At 73.4% G+C, this 23,263-nt stretch carries 18 protein-coding genes and 1 pseudogene; 12 read left to right on the forward strand and 7 right to left on the reverse strand.

Annotated features, from left to right (window positions below):
• Positions 1-19 precede the first annotated feature (19 nt).
• Positions 20-1,144, forward strand: a complete 1,125-nt coding sequence (locus tag ACI2L3_RS29485; protein ID WP_404755433.1) for an aromatic ring-hydroxylating dioxygenase subunit alpha — start codon at positions 20-22, stop codon at positions 1,142-1,144.
• Here the strand turns inward: ACI2L3_RS29485 and ACI2L3_RS29490 are convergent.
• The 4 genes from ACI2L3_RS29490 to ACI2L3_RS29505 form a co-directional block, all read right to left on the reverse strand.
• Positions 1,134-5,780: a hypothetical protein gene (locus tag ACI2L3_RS29490; protein WP_404755434.1), complete on the reverse strand. Its 4,647-nt coding sequence runs from the start codon at positions 5,778-5,780 to the stop codon at positions 1,134-1,136. The two genes, ACI2L3_RS29485 and ACI2L3_RS29490, sit on opposite strands and share 11 nt — an antisense overlap.
• Before the next feature lie 76 nt (positions 5,781-5,856).
• Positions 5,857-6,750: a hypothetical protein gene (locus ACI2L3_RS29495; protein WP_404755435.1), complete on the reverse strand. Its 894-nt coding sequence runs from the start codon at positions 6,748-6,750 to the stop codon at positions 5,857-5,859.
• 46 nt (positions 6,751-6,796) lie between these two features.
• On the reverse strand, positions 6,797-8,323 hold the full coding sequence (locus ACI2L3_RS29500) for a hypothetical protein (RefSeq protein WP_404755436.1): 1,527 nt from the start codon (positions 8,321-8,323) through the stop codon (positions 6,797-6,799).
• A gap of 59 nt (positions 8,324-8,382) precedes the next feature.
• On the reverse strand, positions 8,383-9,096 hold the full coding sequence (locus tag ACI2L3_RS29505) for a GntR family transcriptional regulator (protein ID WP_404755437.1): 714 nt from the start codon (positions 9,094-9,096) through the stop codon (positions 8,383-8,385).
• A 172-nt stretch (positions 9,097-9,268) separates the two neighbouring features.
• Here ACI2L3_RS29505 and ACI2L3_RS29510 point away from each other — a divergent pair, with 172 nt between their 5' ends.
• The 5 genes and pseudogenes from ACI2L3_RS29510 (at position 9,269) to ACI2L3_RS29530 (ending at position 13,709) form a co-directional block, all read left to right on the forward strand.
• Positions 9,269-10,570, forward strand: coding sequence for an MFS transporter (locus tag ACI2L3_RS29510; protein ID WP_404755438.1), 1,302 nt, complete (start codon positions 9,269-9,271; stop codon positions 10,568-10,570).
• A gap of 29 nt (positions 10,571-10,599) precedes the next feature.
• Positions 10,600-11,358, forward strand: a pseudogene (locus ACI2L3_RS29515) (putative hydro-lyase); the annotation flags it as partial.
• A gap of 67 nt (positions 11,359-11,425) precedes the next feature.
• Positions 11,426-12,190, forward strand: a complete 765-nt coding sequence (locus ACI2L3_RS29520; protein ID WP_404755439.1) for a LamB/YcsF family protein — start codon at positions 11,426-11,428, stop codon at positions 12,188-12,190.
• Entirely contained in the window at positions 12,187-12,840 is a 654-nt protein-coding gene (locus ACI2L3_RS29525; RefSeq protein WP_404755440.1) for an allophanate hydrolase subunit 1, read from the forward strand. Before ACI2L3_RS29520 ends, ACI2L3_RS29525 begins: the two co-directional genes overlap by 4 nt.
• The gene (locus ACI2L3_RS29530; RefSeq protein WP_404755441.1) at positions 12,840-13,709 is read left to right on the forward strand and encodes a biotin-dependent carboxyltransferase family protein; all 870 of its coding nucleotides are present in this window, start codon (positions 12,840-12,842) and stop codon (positions 13,707-13,709) included. Before ACI2L3_RS29525 ends, ACI2L3_RS29530 begins: the two co-directional genes overlap by 1 nt.
• Before the next feature lie 19 nt (positions 13,710-13,728).
• Here ACI2L3_RS29530 and ACI2L3_RS29535 read toward each other — a convergent pair whose 3' ends face one another.
• Together ACI2L3_RS29535 and ACI2L3_RS29540 are read right to left on the reverse strand one after the other, a co-directional pair.
• Positions 13,729-15,147: a HEAT repeat domain-containing protein gene (locus ACI2L3_RS29535; protein ID WP_404755442.1), complete on the reverse strand. Its 1,419-nt coding sequence runs from the start codon at positions 15,145-15,147 to the stop codon at positions 13,729-13,731.
• 300 nt (positions 15,148-15,447) lie between these two features.
• The gene (locus tag ACI2L3_RS29540) at positions 15,448-15,840 is read right to left on the reverse strand and encodes an ankyrin repeat domain-containing protein (RefSeq protein WP_404755443.1); all 393 of its coding nucleotides are present in this window, start codon (positions 15,838-15,840) and stop codon (positions 15,448-15,450) included.
• A 274-nt stretch (positions 15,841-16,114) separates the two neighbouring features.
• Between ACI2L3_RS29540 and ACI2L3_RS29545 the strand changes: the two genes are divergently transcribed.
• Together ACI2L3_RS29545 and ACI2L3_RS29550 are read left to right on the forward strand one after the other, a co-directional pair.
• A complete protein-coding gene (locus ACI2L3_RS29545; protein WP_362994889.1) occupies positions 16,115-16,309 on the forward strand; it encodes a hypothetical protein in 195 nt (64 codons plus the stop codon).
• A 37-nt stretch (positions 16,310-16,346) separates the two neighbouring features.
• Positions 16,347-17,966, forward strand: a complete 1,620-nt coding sequence (locus ACI2L3_RS29550) for a hypothetical protein (RefSeq protein ID WP_404755444.1) — start codon at positions 16,347-16,349, stop codon at positions 17,964-17,966.
• A 50-nt stretch (positions 17,967-18,016) separates the two neighbouring features.
• On the opposite strand, the gene ACI2L3_RS29555 is transcribed toward ACI2L3_RS29550, so the two are convergent.
• The gene (locus tag ACI2L3_RS29555) at positions 18,017-19,516 is read right to left on the reverse strand and encodes a PLP-dependent aminotransferase family protein (protein WP_404755445.1); all 1,500 of its coding nucleotides are present in this window, start codon (positions 19,514-19,516) and stop codon (positions 18,017-18,019) included.
• 101 nt (positions 19,517-19,617) lie between these two features.
• Between ACI2L3_RS29555 and ACI2L3_RS29560 the strand changes: the two genes are divergently transcribed.
• The 4 genes from ACI2L3_RS29560 to ACI2L3_RS29575 all read left to right on the forward strand — a co-directional run bounded on the left by ACI2L3_RS29560 (position 19,618) and on the right by ACI2L3_RS29575 (position 23,112).
• A complete protein-coding gene (locus tag ACI2L3_RS29560) occupies positions 19,618-20,304 on the forward strand; it encodes a YitT family protein (protein WP_404755446.1) in 687 nt (228 codons plus the stop codon).
• Positions 20,301-21,068: a glycerophosphodiester phosphodiesterase gene (locus tag ACI2L3_RS29565; protein WP_404755447.1), complete on the forward strand. Its 768-nt coding sequence runs from the start codon at positions 20,301-20,303 to the stop codon at positions 21,066-21,068. The genes ACI2L3_RS29560 and ACI2L3_RS29565 overlap by 4 nt, the downstream gene beginning before the upstream one ends.
• A gap of 54 nt (positions 21,069-21,122) precedes the next feature.
• Positions 21,123-22,481 carry an MFS transporter gene (locus ACI2L3_RS29570; RefSeq protein ID WP_404755448.1) on the forward strand — a complete coding sequence of 453 codons (1,359 nt, stop codon included), beginning with the start codon at positions 21,123-21,125 and terminating at the stop codon, positions 22,479-22,481.
• A 256-nt stretch (positions 22,482-22,737) separates the two neighbouring features.
• Positions 22,738-23,112, forward strand: a complete 375-nt coding sequence (locus ACI2L3_RS29575) for an RNA polymerase-binding protein RbpA (protein ID WP_030360404.1) — start codon at positions 22,738-22,740, stop codon at positions 23,110-23,112.
• The last annotated feature ends 151 nt before the right edge of the window (positions 23,113-23,263 follow it).

Raw genomic sequence — 23,263 nt, forward strand, 5'->3', positions numbered from 1 at the left:
GTTGAGGAGTACGAGAACCGTGACGACGACCCCCTTGCCGCCGAGTCTCATCGCGACCCTCCCCGGCCACTACTACACCGACCCGGAGATCTTCCGGCAGGAGCAGGAACGCGTCTTCGAAGCGCTCTGGTTCTGCGCGGTGCGCGCCACCGACCTCGACGGTCCCGGCGCCTTCCGCACGGTGCGGGTGGGGCGCGAGAGCGTCCTGGTCACCCGCTCCCGCACCGGTGAGCTGCGGGCCTTCCTCAACGTCTGCCGCCACCGCGGCGCCCGGCTGTGCACGGCGGAGTCCGGACAGGTCCGCCGCGCCCTCCAATGCCCGTACCACGCCTGGACGTACGACCTGGACGGCCGGCTGATCGCCGCGCCCAGCCTGGTGAAGATGCCCGACGTGGACCGCACCGCGTACGGCCTGGTGAAGGTCGCCCTGCGCGAGTGGCTCGGCTACGCGTGGGTGTGCCTGGCCGACGAGCCGCCCTCCTTCGAGGAGACCGTCATCGGCGCGGCCGTCGAACGCCTCGGCGACGCGGCGTCCATCGAGCGCTACGGCACCGAACGGCTCGCGCTCGGCAAACGTGTCACCTACGACGTGCGCGCCAACTGGAAGCTGATCGTCGAGAACTTCATGGAGTGCTACCACTGCGCGACGATCCACCCCGAACTCACCGACGTACTGCCGGAGTTCACGGACGGCTTCGCCGCGCAGTACTACGTGGGGCACGGTGCCGCGTTCGGCGACGAGGTGGGCGGCTTCACGGTCGACGGCAGCGCGGGCTTCGGCCGGCTCCCCGAGGTGCCGGAGGACCAGGACCGCCGCTACTACGCGATCACCGTGAAACCGACCGTGTTCGTCAACCTCGTCCCCGACCACGTCATCCTGCACCGCATGTTCCCGCTGGCCGAGGACCGCACGGTCGTCGAGTGCGACTGGCTGTACGCACCCGACGTCGTCGCGTCCGGCGCCGACCTGACGCGCTCCGTGGAGCTCTTCCACCGGGTCAACACACAGGACTTCGCGGCCTGCGAGCGCACCCAGCCCGCGATGGCGTCACGCGCCTACCGCGAGGGCGGGGTGCTGGTGCCGACCGAGCACCACATCGGCCTCTTCCACGAGTGGCTGACGAAACAGCTCGCTACGGAGTGACCGGTTCGGGCTGTGCGGCCGGCCGCTTGTACATGCGGGTCGCGGTGATCTGCCCGTGCACCGTCTCACCGTCCGGGTCGTCGGGGTCCCGCTGCGGCAGACCCGGCCGCAGGTGCTCCTCGACGCTGATGTACTTCAGGCCCGCGCGCAGGTCCGCGTCGTTCCGCAACCGGATGACCAGCGGGAACTCCGCGAGCGCGGTCGTGTCGAACAGCCCTGTCGTGTAGAGCAGCTGCACGCCGAGCGCGTCGGAGACGGCCCGCTGGAGCTCCAGGAGGTACGTCGCGTTGGCGCGGCCGATGGGGTTGTCCAGGAACAGCGTGCCGGCGTGCCGGTGCTTGTCGCGGCCCCGGTCGTTGCTGCGCAGCGCGGCCATCGTGCAGTACAAGGCGATGGCGGCGGTCAGCAGCTGCCCTCCGGAGAACACGTCGCCCATCTGCCCGACGGGGACGCGCTCGGCGCGCAGCACGGCGTCCGGCTTGAGGATCTCGACGGCGACACCGCGCGGCTCCAAGGCGGCCTGGACACCGCGCAGAAGCAGGGACATGCCGTCGCGCCGCATGTCCGAGTTCTTCTTCACGGCGGCACGCGTGGCCTCGTCGATGACCTCGCCCAGCCGCTCCACGAGCGTGGCCTGGTCGGGCTCCTCGAAGCGGACCCGCAGGAACTCCTGCCCCGACCACTCCCCCAGGCCCTCGGGCAGGCGGGAGAGGCGCTGGGCGGAGCGCAGGGTCGCGAGCGCGGACTCGACGAGGCCGCGCAGGCGGTCGACGATGCTGTCGCGGTTGCGCTCCAGCTGCTCCAGCTCGTCGGTGAGGACGCGGAGCCTGGGCGCGAAGGCGTCGGCCCACTTCTTGGCGTGCTCGGGCAGCGCCGACGCGGGCAGTTCGCGGATCTGCTGGCGCGCGGGGGTGCGCACCTGCTCGTACCGCGTCGAGTTCGCGTGCCGCACGAGGATGTCGCTCGCCTCGCGGACCGCGGACTCGGCCGTCGAGAGGTCGGCGGCGCAGCCGCGCAGGGAGCGGCGGGCCTCCGCGGCGGCCTGGCGGGCCTCTTCGAGGGAGCCGGGGTAGGCCTCGGGGGTTTCCTCGGCCTCTTCTTCGTGGTGTTCGCGGAGGAGGTCCCGGAGCAGGGCCGCGGTCTCGTCGAAGCCGCCGGCCGCGTCCTCGGTGACGCGGTGGGTGTGCAGCAGGGCGGCGTGGGCCTCCTTGGCGCGGCTCAGCGCCTCGGTGCGCGCGGCCAGTTCGCCGGTGGCGGCGCGCAGGAGCGTCTGGGCCTGCTCGGCGTCGGCGGGGACGAGCTCTTCGGGGAGCTCGGTGTGGGCGTCGCCGTCCTCGGGGGCGTGCCGCTCGGCCTCGCCGCGCAGCCGGCCGAGCTGCTCGCTCGCGGTGGCGGCGCGGGCCTCGATGAGCTGGACCTGGGCCTCGGCGCGCGCGGCGGCGGCCTGCCGGGACGGGCCGTCGGAGCCGTCGGTGCCTTCGAGGAGCAGGGCGGCGCGGGTGCGGACCTTGTTGCTGAGCCGGTCGAGCTCGGCGAGCGCGGCGCTCTCGTCACTCTCGGCGCGGGCCTGCTCGGCCCGGAGGTCGGCGCCGACACCCACCTTTTCGTAGAGCTGGGACGCCGCGCGGTAGGCCTCGCGCAGGGCGGGCAGCGACGCCTTCGGGGCCTCGCTCTCCGCGGGTACGTCCTCGGGTGCGCCGGCGATCTCGGCGCGCTCGGCGCGCAGCGCGCGGGCGGTGCGGCGGGCGTCGTCGGCGGCGCGCTGAGCGGCACGGCGGTCCTCGTCGGCGGCGCGGGCGCGGTCCAGGCAGGTCTGGGCGCGGGCCTCGAACTCGACGGCGTCGTCGGCCAGTTCACGCAGCTTGGCCTGCCAGCCGGCCCGCTCGCGGAGCCGGAAGGCGAGGCCCGCGAGGGCGTCGGCGGAGCGCCGGGCACGCTGGGCGGCTTCCTGGCGCTCGTCACGCACGCGTGCCGCCTCGCTCGCGGCCTCGTCGGCCTCGGCGCGCGCGGTACGGGCCTCGGTGAGCTCGGCCTCCGCCTCCTCGGCGAAGGCGCGCGCCTGCGCGGCGGCGGTGGCGAGCTCGGTGAGCCGGCCGCTGGGGCAGCCGGTGCGCCAGGAGGCGAGGCGGGCAGCGAGCTCGCGGTCCCTGGCGAGGCGGGCGGCGAGCGCCCGGATCTCCTCGTCCCGCCGTGCGGCCCGCGCGCGGAGCGCCTGCCGCTCCTCGTCGGCGGCGTGCTCGTCGTGCATGGCCGGGTTCGGCGGTACGAGGAAGACGCCGGTGTCCGAGGCCTGCTCGCCCGGCGTGGGGGCGAGGAGGGCGGCGGCGGTGCCGACGGCGACGGCGGAGCGGGGCAGCAGCGCGGCGTCGGCGAGGGCTTCGCGGGCGCGTGCGTGCGTGTCGGGGTCGGTGATGACCACGCCGTCGACCAGCTCGGGCCGGGCGGCGAGCACGCGCGCGTGGTCGGCGGGGTCGACGGCCTGTGCGAGGTAGCGCCAGCCGGGCAGTGCGGGGATGCCGTGCTCGCCGAGGAACTCGACGGTGGCGAGGACGTCGGGACCGGGCGGCAGCAGGCCGCCGTCGCCGAGCGCGCCGAGGATGCGGGAGTCGTCGGCGGCCGCGGTGCGCAGCTCGAACAGCTGCCGCTCGGCGGAGGCGACGCCTTCATCGAGGAGGGCGCGCAGGTCGTCGGCGGAGCGGTCGAGCTCCTCTACGGTCAGCGCACTTTCGGAGAGGGCGCCGTCCACGCCGGAGTCGGCTCCCTGGCGGGGCTGCGGCACCGCGGCGGACCCGGCCGGCAGGCTCAGCAGTTCGGCGAGGCGCGGGTCCCGTGCGATGGACTCGGCGGCGCGGCGCTCGGCGTCGTGGGCGGCCTCGGCGGCGGCCGCGGCGTCCGAGGCGCGGGCGGCGGTCAGCTCGGCGCGGGCCTCGGCGGCGGCGGTCTCCTTGGCGTGGTCGGCGGCGCGGCGGGCGGCCTCGCGGGCGGTGTCCCAGGCGGCGACGGTGGTCTTCTCGGCGTCGCTCGCGGCGAGGGCGGCGCGGGCCGGGTCGGCGTCGGGGGCGGTGTCGTCGAGCCAGCCCGCGCGGACGGCCTCGGCGGTCTCCTGCTCGACCTCGGCGAGGCGCTGCTTCAGGTGGCCCGCCTCGCTGCGGGCACGCTGGGCGTCGGTGGCGGCGGCGGTGGCGTCGCGGTGCGCGGCCTCGCCGGTCTCCTGGAGGGCGGCGGAGCGCTCCTCCTCCTCGTTCGCCACGTTCTCCGCGCCTTCGGCGGCGGTGTGCAGGGCGCGGACGAGGTCGGACGCGGCTTTCGCGCGGGCGGCGAGCGCGGGCGCCGCGTCGCGCTCGGCCTCGCGGATCGCGACGGCCACGCGCGCGGAGCGGTCGGCGGCCGCGCGGTGCCGCAGGACGGCTTCGGCGGCCTGCCAGGCGGCGTGCAGGGTGCGCGCGTCGGCGAGCTCGCGACGCTGGGCCGCGGCGGCCTTCTCGGCGACGGTGAGCGCCAAGGAGGCGTGCCGGTAGGCCAGTTCGGCGGAGATCAGGGCGCTCTTGCCGCGGGCCTGCTCGGCCTCGGTGACGGTGTGGGCGGCGGCGGTGACCTGCTCGGCCAGTTCGGCGGCGCGGCCCCGCTCCTCGGTGGCGCGCGCAGAGAGCCTGCGTGCCAGCGTCCGGGTGCGGCGCTCGGCGCCCGCGTGCACGTCACGCGCGCGTGCCCGGGTGTCGGCGGCGTCGACGATGCGGCCGAGGAGGTCGACGGAGCCCGCGGTGAAGTCCCGCTCGGCCATGAGTTCGGCACGGCGGCCGAGCTTGTTGCCGAAGCCGTGCACGAGGTCGGCGAGGCCGTCGGTGTCGCGCGTGTCGGTGACGGCGCGCAGCAGCAGGTCGGTGAAGTCGGAGTCCTTCTTGACGGCGAAGAGGCCTGCGGCCTCACCTTCGTCGGCGTTCATCTCCCGCTGGTAGCGGAAGAGTTCGGGGTCGAGGCCGAGGTCGCCGAGGTGTTCGTTCCAGCGGTCGTGGATCTCTTCCCAGTGCACTTCGAGGTGCGGGTACGCCTTGCCGGCCTCGGTGAGCGCGTCGCGGAAGCCCTTCATGGTGCGGCGCCGCCCCTGTGCTCCGGAGACGCCCTCCACCGACGGCCGGACGGCGGTGGACTCGGCGACGGGCAGCGAGTCGAGGCTCATGCCGGGTCCGGGCCGGAAGGAGTACCAGGCCTCGGCGAACTTCCGCGGGTCGTTGGAGACCTGCCGTCCCCGCCACTCGCTGACCTTGCCGACGACCACGCACTCGCCGGTCAGGGTGTGCTGCCACTCCAGGGCGACGTGCCCGCAGTCGTCGGCGAGCAGGAACTTGCGCAGCACGCCGGAGCTGGCGCCGCCGAGGGTGTTGCGGTGGCCCGGCAGCATCACCGAGAAGATCAGCTTGAGCAGGACGGACTTGCCGCCGCCGTTCTCCAGGAAGAGCACGCCGGCGGGCGCGGGGCGGCGCGGCGGGCCGACCGGCTCGTCCTCGAAGAACTCCGCCTGGGCGGGCGCGGGGTCGGGCACCTCGGCGCCGACTCCGCGCAGGTCGAGCACGGTGTCGGCGTAGCGCGCACCGGCCGGACCGATGGAGTAGAGGCGGACCCGGGACAGCTCGTACATGGCGGCGGACTCTCGTGGTAAGTCGTGCGGAACGGCAGGAAGGCGGAGGCGGAGGGCGCGGGGTGCGCGGCGTGACTCAGGAGTGGAACGGCAGCCCCGCGTCGGCGGCCAGCTCCAGGTCGTCGGTGTCTTCGGGCGGCAGGAGCGTCGCCGAGCCGTCCGTGACCGGTACGACACCGAGCTCCAGGAGCTCCGCCATGGCCGCGCTGCCCGCCATGTCGCGGACCTGGAGCTGGTAGCGGGCCGTGGTGCGGTACGTCCCTCCGGAGTCGTCTCCCGTGCGCTGTAGGAAGCCGGAGTCGGTGAGGAAGGCGACGGCCTTGCCGATGATGCCGGTGGTGGAGCCGGCGAGCCGACGGGCGTCCTTGGTGGCGCCCGTCGAGCTGCGGCGCGCCCAGATCCGCCAGGCGGCTTCGAGGCCCGGGGCGTCGGTGGCGGGGTCGGTGTTCTCGCCGTGTTCCTCGGCGCGCTCCTCCAGGCGGCGGCAGGCCTGGCGGACGAACGCGTCGACGCCGTTGACCGTGACGCGGCCGATGTAGCCGTCGTCGGCGAGGTCCTCGGGGCGCGGGAACGCCATGGCGGCGACGGCGAGGTGGGCGAGGCCGTGCAGGAAGCGGTCGGAGGCGTCGGTGGCCGCGCGGCGGGCGTAGTCGCCCATGCGGACGGCGAAGACGGAGTCCTCCGCGGCGGTCACGGCCATGCCCGCGCGCGGGGACACCTCGAGGACGACGAGTCCGAGGCCGGTGGCGACGGCGTCGGCGAGCCGGGCGAAGGGCGGGTCCTCCCGGTAGCGGCGGAGCAGTTCGGCGTACTCCTGGTCGCGGGCGGGCTGGAGCTTGGGCTGCAGGCCGAAGGCGACGAGTCGCGCGGCGTCGGCGGCGTCGGCCGGGGTGACGGGCGCGGGGGCGGCGGGCGCCGCCGTGGGGTCCGGCTCGCCCCACGCGGCGTGCTCTGCGGGGTGGTCGGTCACGGCGTGTGCTCCTTGTGGGCGAGGGGGGTCTGGGGGTCGGTCATGGTCAGGCCGCTTCCGTCCGGTCGGCCGCCATGCCGGCGGCGTCGAGGAGGGCCGTGCCGACGACGAGGTCGGCGCCGCCGAACTCCTCGTCGTCGAGTTCGGTGCCGTCGTCCACGGCGAAGAGGAGCTTCTCCTCGCCCTGGCGGTAGGCGGTGCCGACCGGCGGGCTGGCCGCGTGCACGGCCAACAGGGCGACGAGGTACGGCAGTTCGGGGTCGCGGCGGCGGGCGTCGGCGAGCAGTCCGGAGAGCCGTCGCGGCGCGTCGGCGGGCAGGTCGAGCAGTTCCATGGCGGCGGCGAGCTGCTCTTCGCTGAAGCGGCTGTCGTCGGGGGTGGCGATGAGGTCCGGCTCGGGCATCTCCGCGCCGAGGTGCTCACGCTCCATGGGGGGCGTCAGCAGTATGTCGACGAGGTCGCCGACGCGGACGGACACGGGGGTGCGGAGTCCGGTGCCGCGCGCGAAGAAGGCGTCCGTGACGCGGGTGGCCTGTTCCGCCGGGAGCGGCAGGAGGGGGGCGACCAGCTGTCCGTACAGGTCGAGGCCCGAGCGCGCGGTGGGGGTGGCGAAGGCCTGCCGGTCCTGCTCGGCGCGGAACAGCGGGCCGGCCTCCAGGAGGCGGGACTGGAGCTGGGTGTGGCGGCGGATGCAGTCCTTGACGATGTCGACGAGCTCGGCGGCGCGGCGCTTCTGCTCGGGGTCCTCGGACTCGTCGCGGGCCTTGCGGATGTTGGTCAGGATGGCGTTCTCGTGGCGGTAGCGGTCGGCCACGTGGTCGAGCGCCTCCGCGATCATGTCGGGGACGGCGCGGAGCCAGTCCACCGCGCGGACGTTGCGCCGGGTCGCGTCGAGGGCCTTGCGCAGGGTTTCCGAGTACTGCACGGTCCGGTAGCGGGCCTGTTCGGCGGCGAGCTGGGCGTCGGCGAGCCTGCCGCGGCTGATCAGGACCTCCAGCTTCACCTCGGCGGCGATCTGGGCGCTGGTGACGTCGGTGTCGAGGGCGCCGACCAGGACGTTGACCGCTTCGTCGGTCGTACGCAGGTAGACACTGCCGCCGTAGCCGGGGACCTCTTCGAGGAGCTTGAAGTCGTAGTCCCTGCGGACATATGTGCCGTCGGGGGCGAAAGTGCCGTACACCGCGCGGAAGCCGCGGTCGACACTGCCGACGTTGATCAGGTTCTCCAGGACCCAGCGGGCGACGCGCTCGTGCTCGGCGGCCGGGCGCCGCGGGGCCTGGGCGGCGACGCGCGGGAGCAGCCTGGCGACGATCTGCTCGTGGTCGGCGCCGGTGTCGAAGTCCATGTTCAACGTGACGAGGTCGATGGCGGACAGGGCCACTTCCGCCATCGCGTACACCGAGTACTCGCCCGCGAGGTTGGCCTTGCGCACGTCGAGGTCGTGCAGCGGAGCCGTGCAGGCGAGAGCGCGCAGGCGGCGCGCCAGGCCTTCGTCGGCGGCCGGGCCCGGAGCGGGCCGCGGCCCCGCGCTGAGCTGGGGCGGAGCAGTGTCCGTAACGGCAGGCGAAGTCACGGTGCACAGACTAGGTCCTCGGTCTGACAACGGTCGAAACGGCGCAGACCCGGCGGCGCTCAGCCGTGGTCCCGCCCGCTCCGTCCACCGTCGGCGCCGCGCCGCCCGTACGCGTCGACGAGCCGTCTGCGCGAGTCGTCGAGGTACTCGGCGAGCAGCGTCTCGGCGTCGTCCCGACGGCCTTCCTGGAGCGCTTCCAGGATCTGCCGGTTGCGTGCGATGTAGGGCTCGTGGAGCCGCCGCGGGTCGCCCATCACATGGAAGGCGAGGCGCAGTTCGGCGAAGACGCTCCGCATGAGTTCGTCGGTACGGGCGCTGCCGGCGAGGGCGACGAGCTCCCGGTGGAAGTCGATGTTGGCGGTGGAGACGCCTTTCCAGTCACCCGCGCGCGCGGCCCGCCGGCCCTCCGTCACGGCGGCGGCGAGCCCGTCCACGGCGTACGGCGGCTCACCGAGTCCGCGTACGACCGCGCATTCGACGAGCGAGCGGGTGCGGTAGATGTCCAGCACGTCCTCGTCGGTCAGTACGCGTACGAAGACGCCGCGGTTGAGCTGGTGCTCCAGCAGACGTTCGTGGGTGAGCAGCCGGAAGGCCTCGCGCAGCGTGTTGCGGGAGACGCCGAGCGCGCCGCCGATGCTGTCCTCGGAGAGCCGCGTGCCGGGTGGGAAGAAACCCGCGGCGATGCGACTCCTGAGGATGTCCGAGACCCGCTCGGCCGTGCTGGTGCGCCCCAGGAGCGCGCGGTCGCCGGCCAGTCCGTTCACTTCAGCCACCCCCTACCACCCCCTCAGCCATGCCCGGATTCAATCGCAGACAGCAGAACGAAACAACATGGGTATTGAGGGATCGTTCAACGATCCTCTACCTTGTCGGGCACCGCTCCCTTCGAGCGCACCGAAGGACCGCACGCTCCAGCACCCTCCGTCCCTCTTCTGCGAGGTGCCCATGAGCACGACCCCACCACCCAAGACCGCCCCGGCCGACATACTCCTCGGCAAGGAGGAACTCCCCGACGACAGCGGCCCGTTCGGCTGGCTGCGTGCCCTCGGCCCGCGCGGCCGCCGGGCCTTCGGCGGCGCCTTCGGGGGCTACGCCCTCGACTCGTACGACTACTTCACGCTGCCGCTGAGCATGGTGGCCCTCGCCGCGTACTTCGGCCTGGACAGCGGCCAGACCGGGCTCTTCACCACCGTCACGCTCGTCGTCTCCGCCGTCGGTGGCGCCATCGCGGGGGTGATCGCCGACCGGATCGGCCGCGTCAAGGCGCTGATGATCACCGTCATCACGTACGCGGTCTTCACCGTCGCCTGCGGTTTCGCGCCCAACTACGAGACGCTGCTGGTCTTCCGCGCCCTCCAGGGGCTCGGTTTCGGCGGCGAGTGGGCGGTCGGCGCGATCCTCGTCGCGGAGTACACCACCGCCAAGCACCGCGGTCGCACGCTGGGCGCGATCCAGAGCTCCTGGGCCGTCGGCTGGGGGCTCGCGGTGATCGTCTACACCCTGGTGTTCCAGTTCCTGGACGACGACGTCGCCTGGCGCGTGATGTTCTGGACCGGCGCCCTGCCCGCGCTGCTCGTGATCTACGTGCGCCGCAATGTGCACGACGCCCCGGAGGCCGCCGAGGAGCGGCGCAAGAGCGCCGACAAGGGGTCGTTCACGGCCATCTTCAAGCCGGGACTGCTGCGCACCACGTGCTTCGCGGTGCTCCTGTCCACGGGCGTGCAGGGCGGCTACTACACGCTGGCCACCTGGGTGCCCACGTACCTGAAGAGCGACCGGGGTCTCACCGTCGTCGGCACCGGCGGCTATCTGACCTTCCTGATCTCCGGCGCCTTCCTCGGCTATCTGACCGGCGGGTACCTCACCGACAAGCTCGGCCGGAAACGGAACATCACGCTCTTCGCGTTCCTCTCCGCGGCCTGCATCCTCGCCTACACGAACATCCCCGACGGCGCCAACGGCCTTGTCCTTGTGCTCGGTTTCCCGCTGGGCTTCTGCATGTCGGCGATCTTCAGCGGCTTCGGTTCGTTCCTCAGCGAGCTCTACCCGGCCGCCGTGCGCGGTACGGGGCAGGGCTTCACGTACAACACCGGGCGCGCGGTCGGCGCCGTCTTCCCGACCACGGTCGGCTTCCTCGCCGACAGCTGGGGTGTCGGCGGAGCGCTGGTCTTCGGAGCGGTGGGTTACGGCCTCGCCGTCGTCGCGCTGCTCGGCCTCCCGGAGACGCGGGGGAGGGAGCTGCTGTGAACAGCGACACGCGCGTGATCCGCGGTGCCAGGGAGGCCCGCGCGGCGTTCCGCTCGGGCGAGACCCGTCCCACCGCCGGCTGGGCGGCGGGCTTCACCCAGGCCAACCTCATCTCCGTCCCCGCCGACTGGGCGTACGAGATGCTGCTGTTCTGCCAGCGCAACCCGAAGCCCTGCCCGGTGCTCGACGTCACGGACGCGGGCTCCTGGACCACTCCGCTCGCCCCCGGCGCCGATCTCCGCACCGACCTGCCGCTCTACCGGGTGTGGGAGCACGGCGAGCTCTCCGATGAGCCCACGGACGTCGTCGGGCGCTGGCGCGACGACCTGGTGACGTTCCTCATCGGCTGCAGCTTCACCTTCGAGTGGGCGCTCGCCGACTCCGGAGTGCCGCTGCGCCACATCGAGCAGGGCCGCAACGTCCCGATGTACGTGACCTCGCGCCCCTGTCGCCCCGCCGGGCGCCTGCACGGCCCCATGGTGGTGTCGATGCGTCCGGTGCCGCCCCGGCGGCTGGCCGACGCCATCAGGGAGAGCGCCCTGATGCCCGCGGTGCACGGCAGTCCGGTGCACTGCGGCGATCCCGGCGGCCTCGGCATCGCGCGCCTGGACCGGCCCGACTTCGGCGACGCGGTGACCGCCGAGCCGGACGACATCCCGGTGTTCTGGGCGTGCGGGGTGACTCCGCAGGCCGCCGTGATGGCGTCCCGGCCGCCCTTCGCGATCACGCACGCGCCGGGCCGGATGTTCATCACCGACGCCAGGGACGAGCAGTACCGCGTGGTCTGACCGCCGCGGACAGCGGCCTTCGGAGACGCGGACAGCACCCTTCGACCACTACGGGAGACCCACGAGGATGAGCACGGCCCCCATCGATCTCAACGCGGACCTCGGCGAGGGCTTCGGCCGCTGGCGCCTCACCGACGACGAGGAGCTGCTGTCCGTCGTCACGAGCGCCAACGTGGCCTGCGGCTTCCACGCCGGGGACGCGGTCACCATGCGCCGGGTGTGCGACCGCGCCGCCGAGCGCGGGGTGCGGATCGGCGCGCAGGTGTCCTACCGGGACCTGGCGGGCTTCGGGCGCCGCGCCATGGACGTGCCCGCCGAGGAGCTGGCGGCCGAAGTGGCGTACCAGATCGGCGCCTTGGAGGTGTTCGCGCGCGCGGCGGGCACGCGCGTGTCGTACGTGAAGCCGCACGGGGCGCTCTACAACCGCGTCGTCCACGACGAGGAGCAGGCCCGCGCGGTCGTCGACGGCGTACTGCTCGCGGACGCCTCGCTGCCCCTTCTGGGGCTGCCCGGATCACGCCTCCTGGAGAGGGCGGAAAAGGCCGGACTGCCGGTCGTCACCGAGGCGTTCGCGGACCGCGCCTACACCGATGAGGGCACGCTGGTGCCACGCACTGGTGAAGGAGCGGTCATCACTGAGGAGGACACCGTCGTCGCACGGTCCGTCGGCATGGCACGGCTGGGCGTCGTCACGTCCCAGGGGGGCCGCGAGATCGCGGTCCGCGCGCGTTCGCTGTGCCTGCACGGCGACACCCCGGGCGCGGTGGGCCTGGCCCGCCGGGTGAGAGCCGCACTGGAGGCGGCGGGCGTGCGGGTGGAGGCCTTCGCGTGAGGGTCCTGCCGGTCGGCGACCGGGCCCTGCTCGTCGAACTCTCCGACGGCGCCGGGGCCCAGGCCCTCCACGCCGAGCTGCTGCGCCGCCGTGCGGCAGGCTCCCTGCGGGTACGGGAGATCGTCCCCGCGGCCCGCACGGTGCTCCTCGACGGTCTCGACGAGCCCGGCCGTGTCACGGCGGAGCTGCCCGGCTGGGAGGTCCCGCCGCTGCCCGCGCGCGCGGGGGACATCCTGGAGATCCCGGTGCGCTACGACGGGCCGGATCTCGCGGACGTGGCGGCGCACTGGGGGGTGCCCGTGGCCGAGGTGGCGCGGATCCACTCGGCCGCCGAGTTCCGCGTCGCCTTCTGCGGTTTCGCCCCCGGCTTCGGCTATCTGACCGGGCTGCCGGAGCGCTACGAAGTGCCGCGCCGGGCCACGCCCCGCACCTCCGTCCCGCGGGGCAGTGTCGCCCTTGCGGGTCCGTACACGGGCGTCTACCCCCGGGCCTCGCCCGGCGGCTGGCAGCTGATCGGCTCGACGGACGCCGTGCTGTGGGACCACGCGCGCGTGCCCGCCGCACTGCTCTCCCCCGGCGTACGCGTCCGCTTCGTGACGGGCACCTCTCCGAGGGAGCCCTCGACCACCGCCACGGCAGCGGGGGCGTGATGACCGACCGTGCCTTCGCCGTCGTGCGGGCCGGGGCGCTGACCACCGTGCAGGACCTCGGACGCCCCGGCCACGCCCACCTGGGGGTGCCCCGTTCCGGGGTCCTTGATCCGCCGGCGGCCGCCCTGGTCAACCGCCTGGTGGGCAATCCGCTCGACGCCGCCGTCCTGGAGACCACCCTCAACGGCTGTGCCGTGCGCCCCCGCCGGCCCGTGACGGTCGCCGTCGGCGGGGCGCCGTGCCCGGTGACCGTGGACGGCCGCCCCGCGCCCTGGGGAGCGCCGGTGCGGGTGCCCGCGGGGGCACTCCTGGACGTCGGGACCGCTGCCTCCGGAGTACGTAGCTATGTCGCGTTCGACGGTGGCGTGGCCGTCGACCCGGTGCTCGGAAGCCGCTCCACCGACCTGCTCTCCGGACTCGGCCCGCCCCCGCTCGCGGACGGAACCGTGCTGCCACTGGGGCGCCCCGGCACCGTCCACGCGCGCGTGGACGTCGCCCCGCTGCCCGCGCCGCCCCGGGAGCTGGTGCTCCGGGTGACGCTCGGCCCGCGCGCCGACTGGTTCACGGCGGCGGCGCTGAACACCCTGACCACGCGCGCGTACCGGGTGTCGTCCGCGAGCAACCGCATCGGGCTGCGCACCGAGGGCCCCGTACTGGAGCGGGCGCTCCCGGGTGAACTGCCCAGCGAGGGCATGGTGCTCGGCGCGGTCCAAGTGCCGCCGGACGGCGGGCCGGTCGTCTTCCTCGCCGACCACCCGACCACCGGGGGCTACCCGGTGGTCGCGGTCGTCCGGGAGGCCGACCTCCCGGCGGCGGCCCAGGCGCGGCCGGGAACGCCGGTACGTTTCGTCGGAGCCGGCCGGACCTGACCCGGCGCGCGCCCCGGAACTACACCGCGGGCGCGTCGGGCCCGATCCTGCTCCGTACCGCGCTCTGTACGTCGTCCTCCTCGGCGGGGTCGGAGGCGAGCCTCCGGAGTCTGTTGACCACACGGGCGTCACCGGTCTCGGCGTGCCGCGCGGCGACTTCCCGGGTGGACTCCTCGCAGTCCCACAGGCACTCGACGGCGAATCCGGCCGCGAAGGTGGGGTCGGTGGCGGCCAGCGCGCGGGCGGCGCGGCCGCGGAGGTGGGAGGAGGCGGTCTCTCTGTAGACGTGCCTCAGCACGGGGGCGGCACAGGCGATGCCGAGGCGTCCCGCGCCGTCGACGAGGGTCCACAGCGTGGGGGCGTCCGGGCCCTCGCCGCGGACCGCCTCGCGCAGTGCGGCCAGGACCGGCTTGCTGTCCTGCGCGCCGCCCCGGCAGGCGAGCATCCGTCCTGCGGCGGCTCCGAGGTCGTCGGGCCGGTAGGCCCAGCGCCGGGCGCGCTCGACGGCGGCGACGCTCCGCATCCGTTCGAAGGCGCCGGTCGCGGCGTCCACCACGACCTGGGAGGAATCCTCCGCGGCGTACTCGATGAGGTCGAGCGCGGCGGGATCGTGGGCGTCGGCGAGGTAGCGCAGGGCGGTGCCGCGCGCTCCGTCCGAGCCGTTGCGGGCGGCGTCGATGATCTCGGGCCGGTCCTCGGGGCCGGCGACGGCGGCCAGGCAGCGGGCCGCGGGGACGTAGAGCACGGAGCCGCGCTCCAGGCCCTCCTGCGCCCAGTCGAAGATGGCCCGGACGCTCCACTCTGGGCGTGGCCCCGAGGGCCGCATCTGGCGCTGCCAGCGGTCGAAGGAGCCCTGTTCCCGCGCGGCGCGCACGCGGGCGCCGATGTCGGCGCGGGGGTCCTCCTCCCAGAGGCGCCAGGGCCGTGGTTCGTAGGCGTCGCGGACGGCGGCGGACAGCTCGGCCTCGCCCTCGGCGTCGGGGGCGAACCGGGCGAGCACGGGGGCCGCGAGGGCGCGCAGGCCCGCGTCGTCGTCCCGCAGCGCCAGCTCGTCCAGGGCCCAGGCCCAGTTGGAGCCGGAGGCCGCGTACCTCCGCAGCAGGTCGAGGGCGTCCTGCCTGCCGTACGAGGCGAGGTGCCCGAGGACGGCCAGGGCGAGGCCCGTGCGTGAGTCGTCCGTGTCCAGGACGTCCTCGGCATCGAAGAGGTGGCGCTCGATCTCGCCGAGCCCGCCGTGCAGGTCGAGGTAGAGCCGGGCGTAGTACAGCGAACGGTTCTCCACCTGCCAGTCGTGGCGTGGATCGTTCAGCACGCAGTGGTCGAGGGCGGCGAGCGCCTCGGAGCGTGGGGCGGTGAGCGCGTGCAGAGTGCCGTCGCCGCGGCCCCTCTGCAACAGGCCGAGCAGCGTACCGCTGGGCGCTATGACCGGATCGAACATGGGAAACAGCCTCACATCAAGCGTCGACGCAACCGGGAATCACGCATTACCTGGCCGTGCGCCAACACGTCGGGCCGCCCGCCGTCTTTTGCTTGTCGAAGACCATCTTCCTCTGCCTCTCATCCATGGCCCAGGGGTCCCGGACGGGAGGTCCGGGGGCGGGCCGCTCACGGACCACGCGGTGCGGCACCTGCTGCCCCGCCGTCGCGTCCGTGCATCACGTCGTCATGATGACCCGGCGGTAAGCTCCGCCGCGACCACATTTCCAGCGCCCCCGTTGTTGCTGGTCAGGTACCCCGCTCAGGCGGCCCCGAACAGCTGAAGCAGTTCCGTCTTGCCGAACATGCGGGCCGTGTCGACGGCCGACGGCGTTCCGGCGGCCGGATCGGCGCCACCGTCCAGAAGGGCCCGGATCACGGCGTCCTCGCCCTTGAAGACGGCCCCGGCGAGCGGCGTCTGTCCCCGGTCGTTGGCGCGGTTGGTGTCGGCGCCGCGCTCCACGAGGGCCCGGACCGCCTCGGCGTGGCCGTGGTAGGCCGCCAGCATCACGAGGGTGTCGCCGCTGTCGTTCGTGAGGTTCGCCGGGACGCCCGCGTCGACATAGGCGGCGAGCGCCGCGGCATCGCCCTTGCGGGCCAGATCGAAGATCTTGGTCGCCAGCTCCACGACCTCGGGGTCGGGGGCTTCGCTCATGGGGGCGTCCGCCTTTCTGGGTGTGCTGCTGGTGCAGCCGTACGAGTGAACCGACAGGGTACTGCCCCGGCGGGCACATGGCCCGGCCCGCCCGAGGCAAAGATCACGGCAGAGAGGGAGCCTGCGGGGCACGCTTCCGCAACGCCCGGCCGGGCTCCTCCATTCAGGGGAAATCCCTGAAAAATAACCCATTTGCACCTTTTGTCGCATGGATACATGCTGTGAACCTGGAAGAACTCATGGTGACTGTCCCCACGAAACCAGGAGAACCGTCATGATCCTTTCCATCTCGGGCGTCGTGCTGCTCGGCATCATCGTGTTCCTCTTCTTCCGCAAGGACGGACTGAAGGCGTCCCACGCGCTGGTCTGCGCCCTCTTCGGCTTCTTCCTGGCAGGCACCGCCATCGCACCGAGCATCAAGGCCGGCAGCGCGAGCCTGGCGAGCCTCCTCGGCGGGATCAAGTTCTGACGTCCCCGCCGTTCACCCGCACCTTCAGGAGACAGACGTGGCCAGGCGCCCACTCCCCCGCATTCTGAGCAACGGCACCGCGTCCATCGCCCGGAGCCGGGAGCTGGCACGGTCGGCGGCCGACAGCGCCACCGACGTACTCCACCCGCTGATCACGATCACCCGCGGACTGCGCCGGCTGGCTGCCGCCGGACGGCGCAAGTGGGCCGACACCCCCAAGGACAAGCGCGGGCCGCTGCTGTTCCTGGTGGCCTCCGTGGTCCTGGTCGTGGCGCTCGTGCCCTACGGGCCGCTGCTCGCCCTCATCTCCCTGATGGCGGCCTCCGCGTGGACGGGCCGCGAGCGCACCGCGCCGGCGCCGGCCGGCCCGGACGAGGCACAGGTGCAGCGGCTGCAGTCCCTCTACGAAGCACTCGTCCCGTACTTCTCGGTCCCCGAAGACCCCGCCCCGGTCTTCGCGCACGGCGGTGAATGGGACAAGGCCTTCACCGAGTACGACTTCGACGGCACCGGGCGGATCTCCCGGCTCGTCGTGCACTACCCCGCCTACTTCACGGACGGCGAGGCCGAGTCCCGCGCGCGCATCGAGCAACTGCTGCACGCCAAGGCCGGCCGCGGCCGGGAGTACCACTTCGCATGGGACGAGGAGGCCAACCAGCTCGTCCTCACGGTCCTGCCCCCGCTGCCCACCGACATCGCCGCCCAGCGCTTCGTCACCGCCCCCGGAGAGACCGTCCTCGGCTTCACCGACGAGACCGGCGTCCAGCGCACCCTGCCGCTGGCCGAGACCGAGGGACAGCGCGACGTACCCCCCGTCGTGTGGCGCACCGGCATCCGCTCCACGGAGCCCCATCTCCTGGTCGCGGGCCAGCCGGGCAGCGGCACGACGACGCTGTTGCGCTCCATCGCGCTCCAAGCACTCCGGTACGGCGATGTCCTCATCGTCGAAGGCAGCGGCACCGGCGACTACGCCTGCCTGACGGGCCGTACCGGAGTTCTCGCCATCGAATGCGGTCTCTCCGGAGCGCTCGCCAGCCTCGAATGGGCGGCGCACGAGACCGAGCGCAGGCTCATCGCCGCCAACCGCGCCCGGCAGGCGGGGCACCCGCCGCCGGAGGACACCAAGCGCCCCCTGTGGATCCTCCTCGACCACCCGAGCGCGCTCGGGCACCTCGCGGCGGCCGACGGGCGCACCGACCCCCAGTCACTGCTGCAGGTCCCCCTGCGGCACGGCAGGGCGGCCAACGTGACGGTCGTGGTGGCGGACCAGCTGGACAGCCTGGACGCGCTGAGCGACGCCGTGCACCAGCACACGCGCGCGCGTGTAGTGCTCGGATACGCCACGCCCGACCAAGTGGAGGACGTCCTCGGGGCGCCGCCCCACACGACACCCACGTCGGACGTGCCGCCGGGCCGTGGCTACGCCCGGCTCGGTACGGGGCAGGTGCACCGTCTCCAGGTGCCCGCGACCCCCGACCCGTACGACGACGCGACCAGCGAGGCGCACCGCCGGGCGGTCATGGAGCTGCTGCCGGAGCGCAACACTCCGCCGGACCGGCCGGACGCCGTCACACCCGCCCCCGCCCCCGCGCCCGCCCCCGAGGTCCCCGAGGCCACCAAGCCCACCGGGGTACAGCCGGTCCCCGCCGAGGGCTGACTCCGTAGAACGGCGTCAGCCTCAGGCCACGAGGGGAAACAGCCTCGGACTCAGGCCACGAAGGGATGAGCGGCCTGCGCGCCCGCGCCCGCGCCCGTCTCCACGAGCCGGGCCGCCGCCGCGAGCCGCGCCGCCGCCTCGTCCGCCACCGCGCCCCCCACGGTGAACGGCAGCCGCACATACCCCTCGAAGGCCCCGTCCACTCCGAAGCGCGGCCCCGACGGGACCCGTACGCCCACGCGCTCGCCCACCTCGGCGAGGCGCGACCCCGAGATGCCTCCGGTGCGCACCCACAGGGTGAGCCCGCCGCTCGGCACCTCGAACTCCCAGCCGGGCAGCTCGCGCCGCACGGCGGTGACCAGCGCGTCCCGGTTCTCCCTGGCCTGCTCCCTGCGTACGTCCACGGCGGACTGCCAGCCGCCGGTGTTCAGGAGCCAGTTCACGGCGAGCTGTTCGAGGACGGGGGTGCCGAGGTCGGCGTAGGCGCGGGCCGCGACGAGGCTGCGGATCACGTCGGGGGCGGCCCGCACCCAGCCGATGCGCATGCCCGCCCAGAACGCCTTGCTGGCCGAGCCGACGGTGATGACGGTGGAACCCGCCGGGTCGAAGCCGCAGACGGGACGCGGCATGGCGAGGTCCGGGTCGAGGCCGAGCTCGCTCATCGTCTCGTCGACGACGAGGACCGTGCCGGCCGAGCGGGCAGCCTCCACGAGCTGCCTGCGCTGGTCCTCGCCGGCGAGCGCGCCGGTGGGGTTGTGGAAGTCGGCGACGACGTACGCGAGCCGGGGCGCCGCGTCCCGCAGGACCTGCCGCCAGCGGTCCATGTCCCAGCCCTGGAGGCCCTCGGCCATGGCGACGGGGACGAGGCGGGCACCGGCCTCGCGCATCAGCTGGAGGATGTTGGCGTACGACGGGGACTCCACGGCGATGCGTTCGCCGCGGCCCGCGAAGAGGTGGCAGATGGCGTCGATGGCGCCCATGGCGCCGGTGGTCACCATGATCTGTTCGGGCATGGTGGGGATCCCGCGCGCGGTGTAGCGCTCGGCGAGCATCTCGCGCAGGGCGGGCAGTCCCGCGGGGTAGTCGCCGTGCGTGTGGGCGTACGGCGGGAGGGCTTCGAGGGCGCCCTGGACGGCCCGGGTGAGCCAGGGTTCGGGCGCGGGCAGCGCGGCGCAGCCCAGGTCGATCATGGAGCCGAGCGCCTCGGGCGGCAGCGGTTCGAGGCCGCGCGCGGGGAGCGGGTTTCCGGCCGGGACGGCGGTCCAGCTGCCCGCTCCCCTGCGGGACTCGAGGAACCCCTCGGTGCGCAGCGCTTCGTAGGCGGCGGCGACCGTGGTGCGGCTGACGGCGAGTGCGACGGCGAGTTCGCGCTCGGCGGGCAGGCGCGCGGCGACGGGCACGCGCCCTTCGAGGACGAGCAGCCTGATGCCGTCGGCGAGGGCGCGGTAGGCGGGCGGGCGGCGCGAGCCGGTGCCCGTGGGGCGGTCCTGCTGGGAGGCGAGAAGGCGGGCGAGCTGTGTCGACCCCATCGCCGAAGTCCACTGAGCCATGATTTTCAGTCCACCTTCCCCGGATTGGCCATGGTTTTGGTCCGGTTCCAAGCCACAGGGTGTCATGCGTCGGGCCACCAGCACTACAGGGGGAGCGTTCCTTGTCCGGTACGAAGCCACATCCGCGGTCGCGGCTGACGCCACGCCTCACGAGGCGGCTGGTCAAGCTGTACGCGGGGCTCTCCCTGTACGGCGCGAGCTCCGCGCTGATGGTCTCGGCGGGCCTGGGTCCTGAGCCCTGGAACGTGCTCAACCAGGGCCTGTCCGAACGGACCGGACTGACCATCGGCGTGGTGTCGATCGTCGTGGGCGCCGCGGTGCTCCTGCTGTGGATCCCGCTGCGGCAGCGGCCCGGTTTGGGCACGGTGTCGAACGTGTTCGTCTGCGGTCTGGCGATGGACGCCACCCTGGCGCTCCTGCCGGACGTGCACACGCTCGCCGTCCGCGTTCCGCTGCTCGCGGTCGGCACCGTCCTCAACGGGGTGGCGACCGGGCTCTACATCACGGCGGCCTTCGGCCCCGGCCCCCGGGACGGCCTGATGACAGGCCTGCACGCACGCACCGGCCGCTCCATCCGGCTGATCCGGACCTCGATCGAGGTGGCGGTCGTCGCCACGGGCTTCGCGCTCGGCGGCACGGTCGGCGTGGGCACCGTCCTGTACGCGCTGTCGATCGGCCCGCTCGCCCAGTTCTTCCTGCGCCGCTTCGCCGCCCCCGCGCCGGCGCCCGCAACGTCGGCCGTCGTAGCCTCCGGCGGCCCCTCGGAGCAGGCGATACTGCACCCGTGACCACGCGCGTACGCCATCCCTACCTCGATCACCCGGGCCCGCTCGCCCTCGCCCACCGCGGCGGCGCGGCGGACGGCCTGGAGAACACCGCGGCGGCCTTCCGGCGCGCCGTCGACCTCGGCTACCGCTACATAGAGACCGATGTGCACGCCACCGCCGACGGCCGGCTCGTCGCCTTCCACGACACGACGCTGGACCGGGTGACGGACGCGACGGGGCGCATCATCGACCTCCCCTGGAGCGAGGTGCGCCACGCGCGCGTGGCGGGCAGCGAGCCGGTGCCCCTCTTCGAGGAGCTCCTGGAGTCGTTCCCCGAGGTGCGCTGGAACGTGGACGTGAAGGCGGAGCCCGCGCTGCTCCCCCTGCTCGACCTGATCCGCCGCACCGGCTCCTGGGACCGCGTCTGCGTCGGCTCGTTCTCCGAGGCGCGCGTGGCCAGGGCCCAGCGCCTGGCGGGCCCGCGCCTCGCCACCTCGCTGGGCACGCGGGGCGTGGCGGCGCTGCGGATGGTGTCCTACGGAGTGCCCGCCGCCCTGCGCCGCTCCGCGGTCTGCGCCCAGGTGCCCGAGACGCACGGCAGGATCCGGGTCGTCGACCACCGCTTCGTGCGCACCGCCCACGCGCGTGGGCTGCAGGTCCACGTGTGGACCGTCAACGACGCCGAGCGGATGACGGCCCTGCTCGACCTCGGCGTGGATGGCATAGTTTCCGATCACATCGAGACGCTGCGCGGGGTGTTGAAGGACCGGGGGGCCTGGGTCTGACCTCCCCGGATCCCGGGAAGCGGCGTCGCACCACGGGGAACAGCGAGGTCACGGGTGGGCACCGACACCGTGAAGACAGCGGCAGCGGCTGACGACACCGCCGAGCGACGGCGCGAGCAGCGGGGCTGGTACTTCTACGACTGGGCGTGCTCGGTCTATTCGACGAGCGTCCTGACCGTATTCCTGGGGCCCTATCTCACGGAGATCGCCAAGGCTGCCGCCGACCCGGACGGGTACGTGCACCCGCTCGGCATCCCGGTCCGCGCCGGCTCCTTCTTCGCGTACACGGTGTCCGCGTCCGTGCTCGTATCGGTATTCGTCATGCCGATGGCGGGCGCGGCCGCCGACCGCACGGGCCGCAAGAAGCCCCTCCTCGCCGTGGCCGCGTACCTGGGAGCGGCCGCCACGGCGTGCATGTTCTTCCTGGACGGCGAGCGCTACCTGCTCGGCGGCTTCCTGCTGATCGTCGCCAACGCCTCGCTCGCCGTCTCGATGGTGCTCTACAACTCCTACCTGCCGCAGATCGCGCCCCCCGAGGAGCGCGACGCGGTCTCCTCGCGCGGCTGGGCCTTCGGTTACGCGGCGGGCGCCCTCGTCCTGGTGGCGAACCTCGTCCTGTTCCTCGCCCACGACAGCTTCGGCGTCTCCGAGTCGACCGCGGTCCGCATCTGTCTGGCGTCGGCGGGCGTGTGGTGGGGCGCCTTCACCCTCGTACCCCTGAAGCGGCTGCGGGACCGGCGGGCGGCGCCGCCCGAGGCGGGAGCGCCGTCCAGGGGCGGCTGGCGGCAGCTGCGCTCGACGGTGCGCGACATGCGCCGTCACCCCCACACGCTCGCCTTCCTGCTCGCCTACCTCGTCTACAACGACGGGGTCCAGACGGTGATCTCGCAGGCCTCCGTCTTCGGCTCGGAGGAGCTGGGCCTCGACCAGTCGACACTGATCGTCGCGGTGCTGCTCGTGCAGCTGCTCGCCGTCGCCGGGGCGCTCGCCATGGGGCGGCTCGCCCGGACGTACGGCGCCAAGCGCACGATCCTCGGTTCGCTGGTGGCGTGGACGGTCACGATCGGGGCGGGCTACTTCCTGCCCGCCGGCGCGCCCGTGTGGTTCTTCGTGCTCGCGGCGGGGATCGGCCTGGTTCTGGGCGGCACGCAGGCGCTGTCCCGTTCGCTCTTCTCGCACCTGGTCCCGCGTGGGAAGGAGGCCGAGTACTTCTCCGCGTACGAGATCAGTGACCGCGGCATGGCGTGGCTGGGACCGTTGATCTTCGGCCTCACGTATCAGCTCACGGGGAGCTACCGGGATGCGATCGGCTCGCTCGTGGCGTTCTTTTTGCTCGGTTTCGTCCTGCTCGTACGGGTACCCGTACGGCGTGCGGTACACGACGCGGGCAATCCCGTACCCCGGCGGATTTAGCAACTGGAGGCAAAGGGCGGTAGTGTACGCCTTTGGCCTGCCAGGCGGACCGTTACTGCGAGCTGAAGAATCAGAAACGCTGGGTGACATCTGCTACTAGATGTGACAAACCGGGCGCTGGTGGGTACAACAAGGGGCGGCATACGACGGCGACGCATGACCCAGAACGGGAATCTTTACCGCCGACCGGACGTTGACCGGATGACGACGACAGCGACACCTGTCCTGTGGGCGACAAGCCCGGGAGGCACGATTCATGAGTGAGCGAGCTCTTCGCGGCACGCGCCTCGTGGTGACAAGCTACGAGACCGACCGCGGCATCGACCTGGCTCCGCGCCAGGCCGTGGAGTACGCATGCCAGAACGGACATCGTTTCGAGATGCCGTTCTCGGTCGAGGCGGAGATCCCGCCGGAGTGGGAGTGCAAGGTCTGCGGGGCCCAGGCACTCCTCGTGGACGGCGACGGACCTGAGGAGAAGAAGGGCAAGCCGGCGCGTACGCACTGGGACATGCTCATGGAGCGCCGCACCCGAGAGGAGCTCGAAGAGGTCCTCGAGGAGCGACTCGCGGTTCTCCGGTCCGGCGCCATGAACATCGCGGTGCACCCGCGAGACAGCCGCAAGTCCGCCTGAGAGGGCGAACGGCGCGGTAGCACCGCATCAGCACAAAGCGCATAAAAGGGCCGGGGGGCCGGGGGGGGGGGGCCCCCCCCCCGGTGGGGGGGGGGGGGGGGGGGGGGGGGGGGGCGGCGGGGGGGGCGGGGGGGGGGGGCGCGGGGGCGCG

Source organism: Streptomyces sp. NPDC029674 (assembly GCF_044903205.1).
Taxonomy (GTDB): Bacteria; Actinomycetota; Actinomycetes; order Streptomycetales; family Streptomycetaceae; genus Streptomyces.

Coding starts and splice junctions, on each gene's coding strand:
- ACI2L3_RS29490 (WP_404755434.1), bottom strand. CDS start 5,780: ATGTACGAGCTGTCCCGGGTCCGCCTCTACTCCATCGGTCCGGCCGGT.
- ACI2L3_RS29510 (WP_404755438.1), top strand. CDS start 9,269: ATGAGCACGACCCCACCACCCAAGACCGCCCCGGCCGACATACTCCTC.
- ACI2L3_RS29520 (WP_404755439.1), top strand. CDS start 11,426: ATGAGCACGGCCCCCATCGATCTCAACGCGGACCTCGGCGAGGGCTTC.
- ACI2L3_RS29530 (WP_404755441.1), top strand. CDS start 12,840: ATGACCGACCGTGCCTTCGCCGTCGTGCGGGCCGGGGCGCTGACCACC.
- ACI2L3_RS29535 (WP_404755442.1), bottom strand. CDS start 15,147: ATGTTCGATCCGGTCATAGCGCCCAGCGGTACGCTGCTCGGCCTGTTG.
- ACI2L3_RS29540 (WP_404755443.1), bottom strand. CDS start 15,840: ATGAGCGAAGCCCCCGACCCCGAGGTCGTGGAGCTGGCGACCAAGATC.
- ACI2L3_RS29545 (WP_362994889.1), top strand. CDS start 16,115: ATGATCCTTTCCATCTCGGGCGTCGTGCTGCTCGGCATCATCGTGTTC.
- ACI2L3_RS29555 (WP_404755445.1), bottom strand. CDS start 19,516: ATGGCTCAGTGGACTTCGGCGATGGGGTCGACACAGCTCGCCCGCCTT.
- ACI2L3_RS29575 (WP_030360404.1), top strand. CDS start 22,738: ATGAGTGAGCGAGCTCTTCGCGGCACGCGCCTCGTGGTGACAAGCTAC.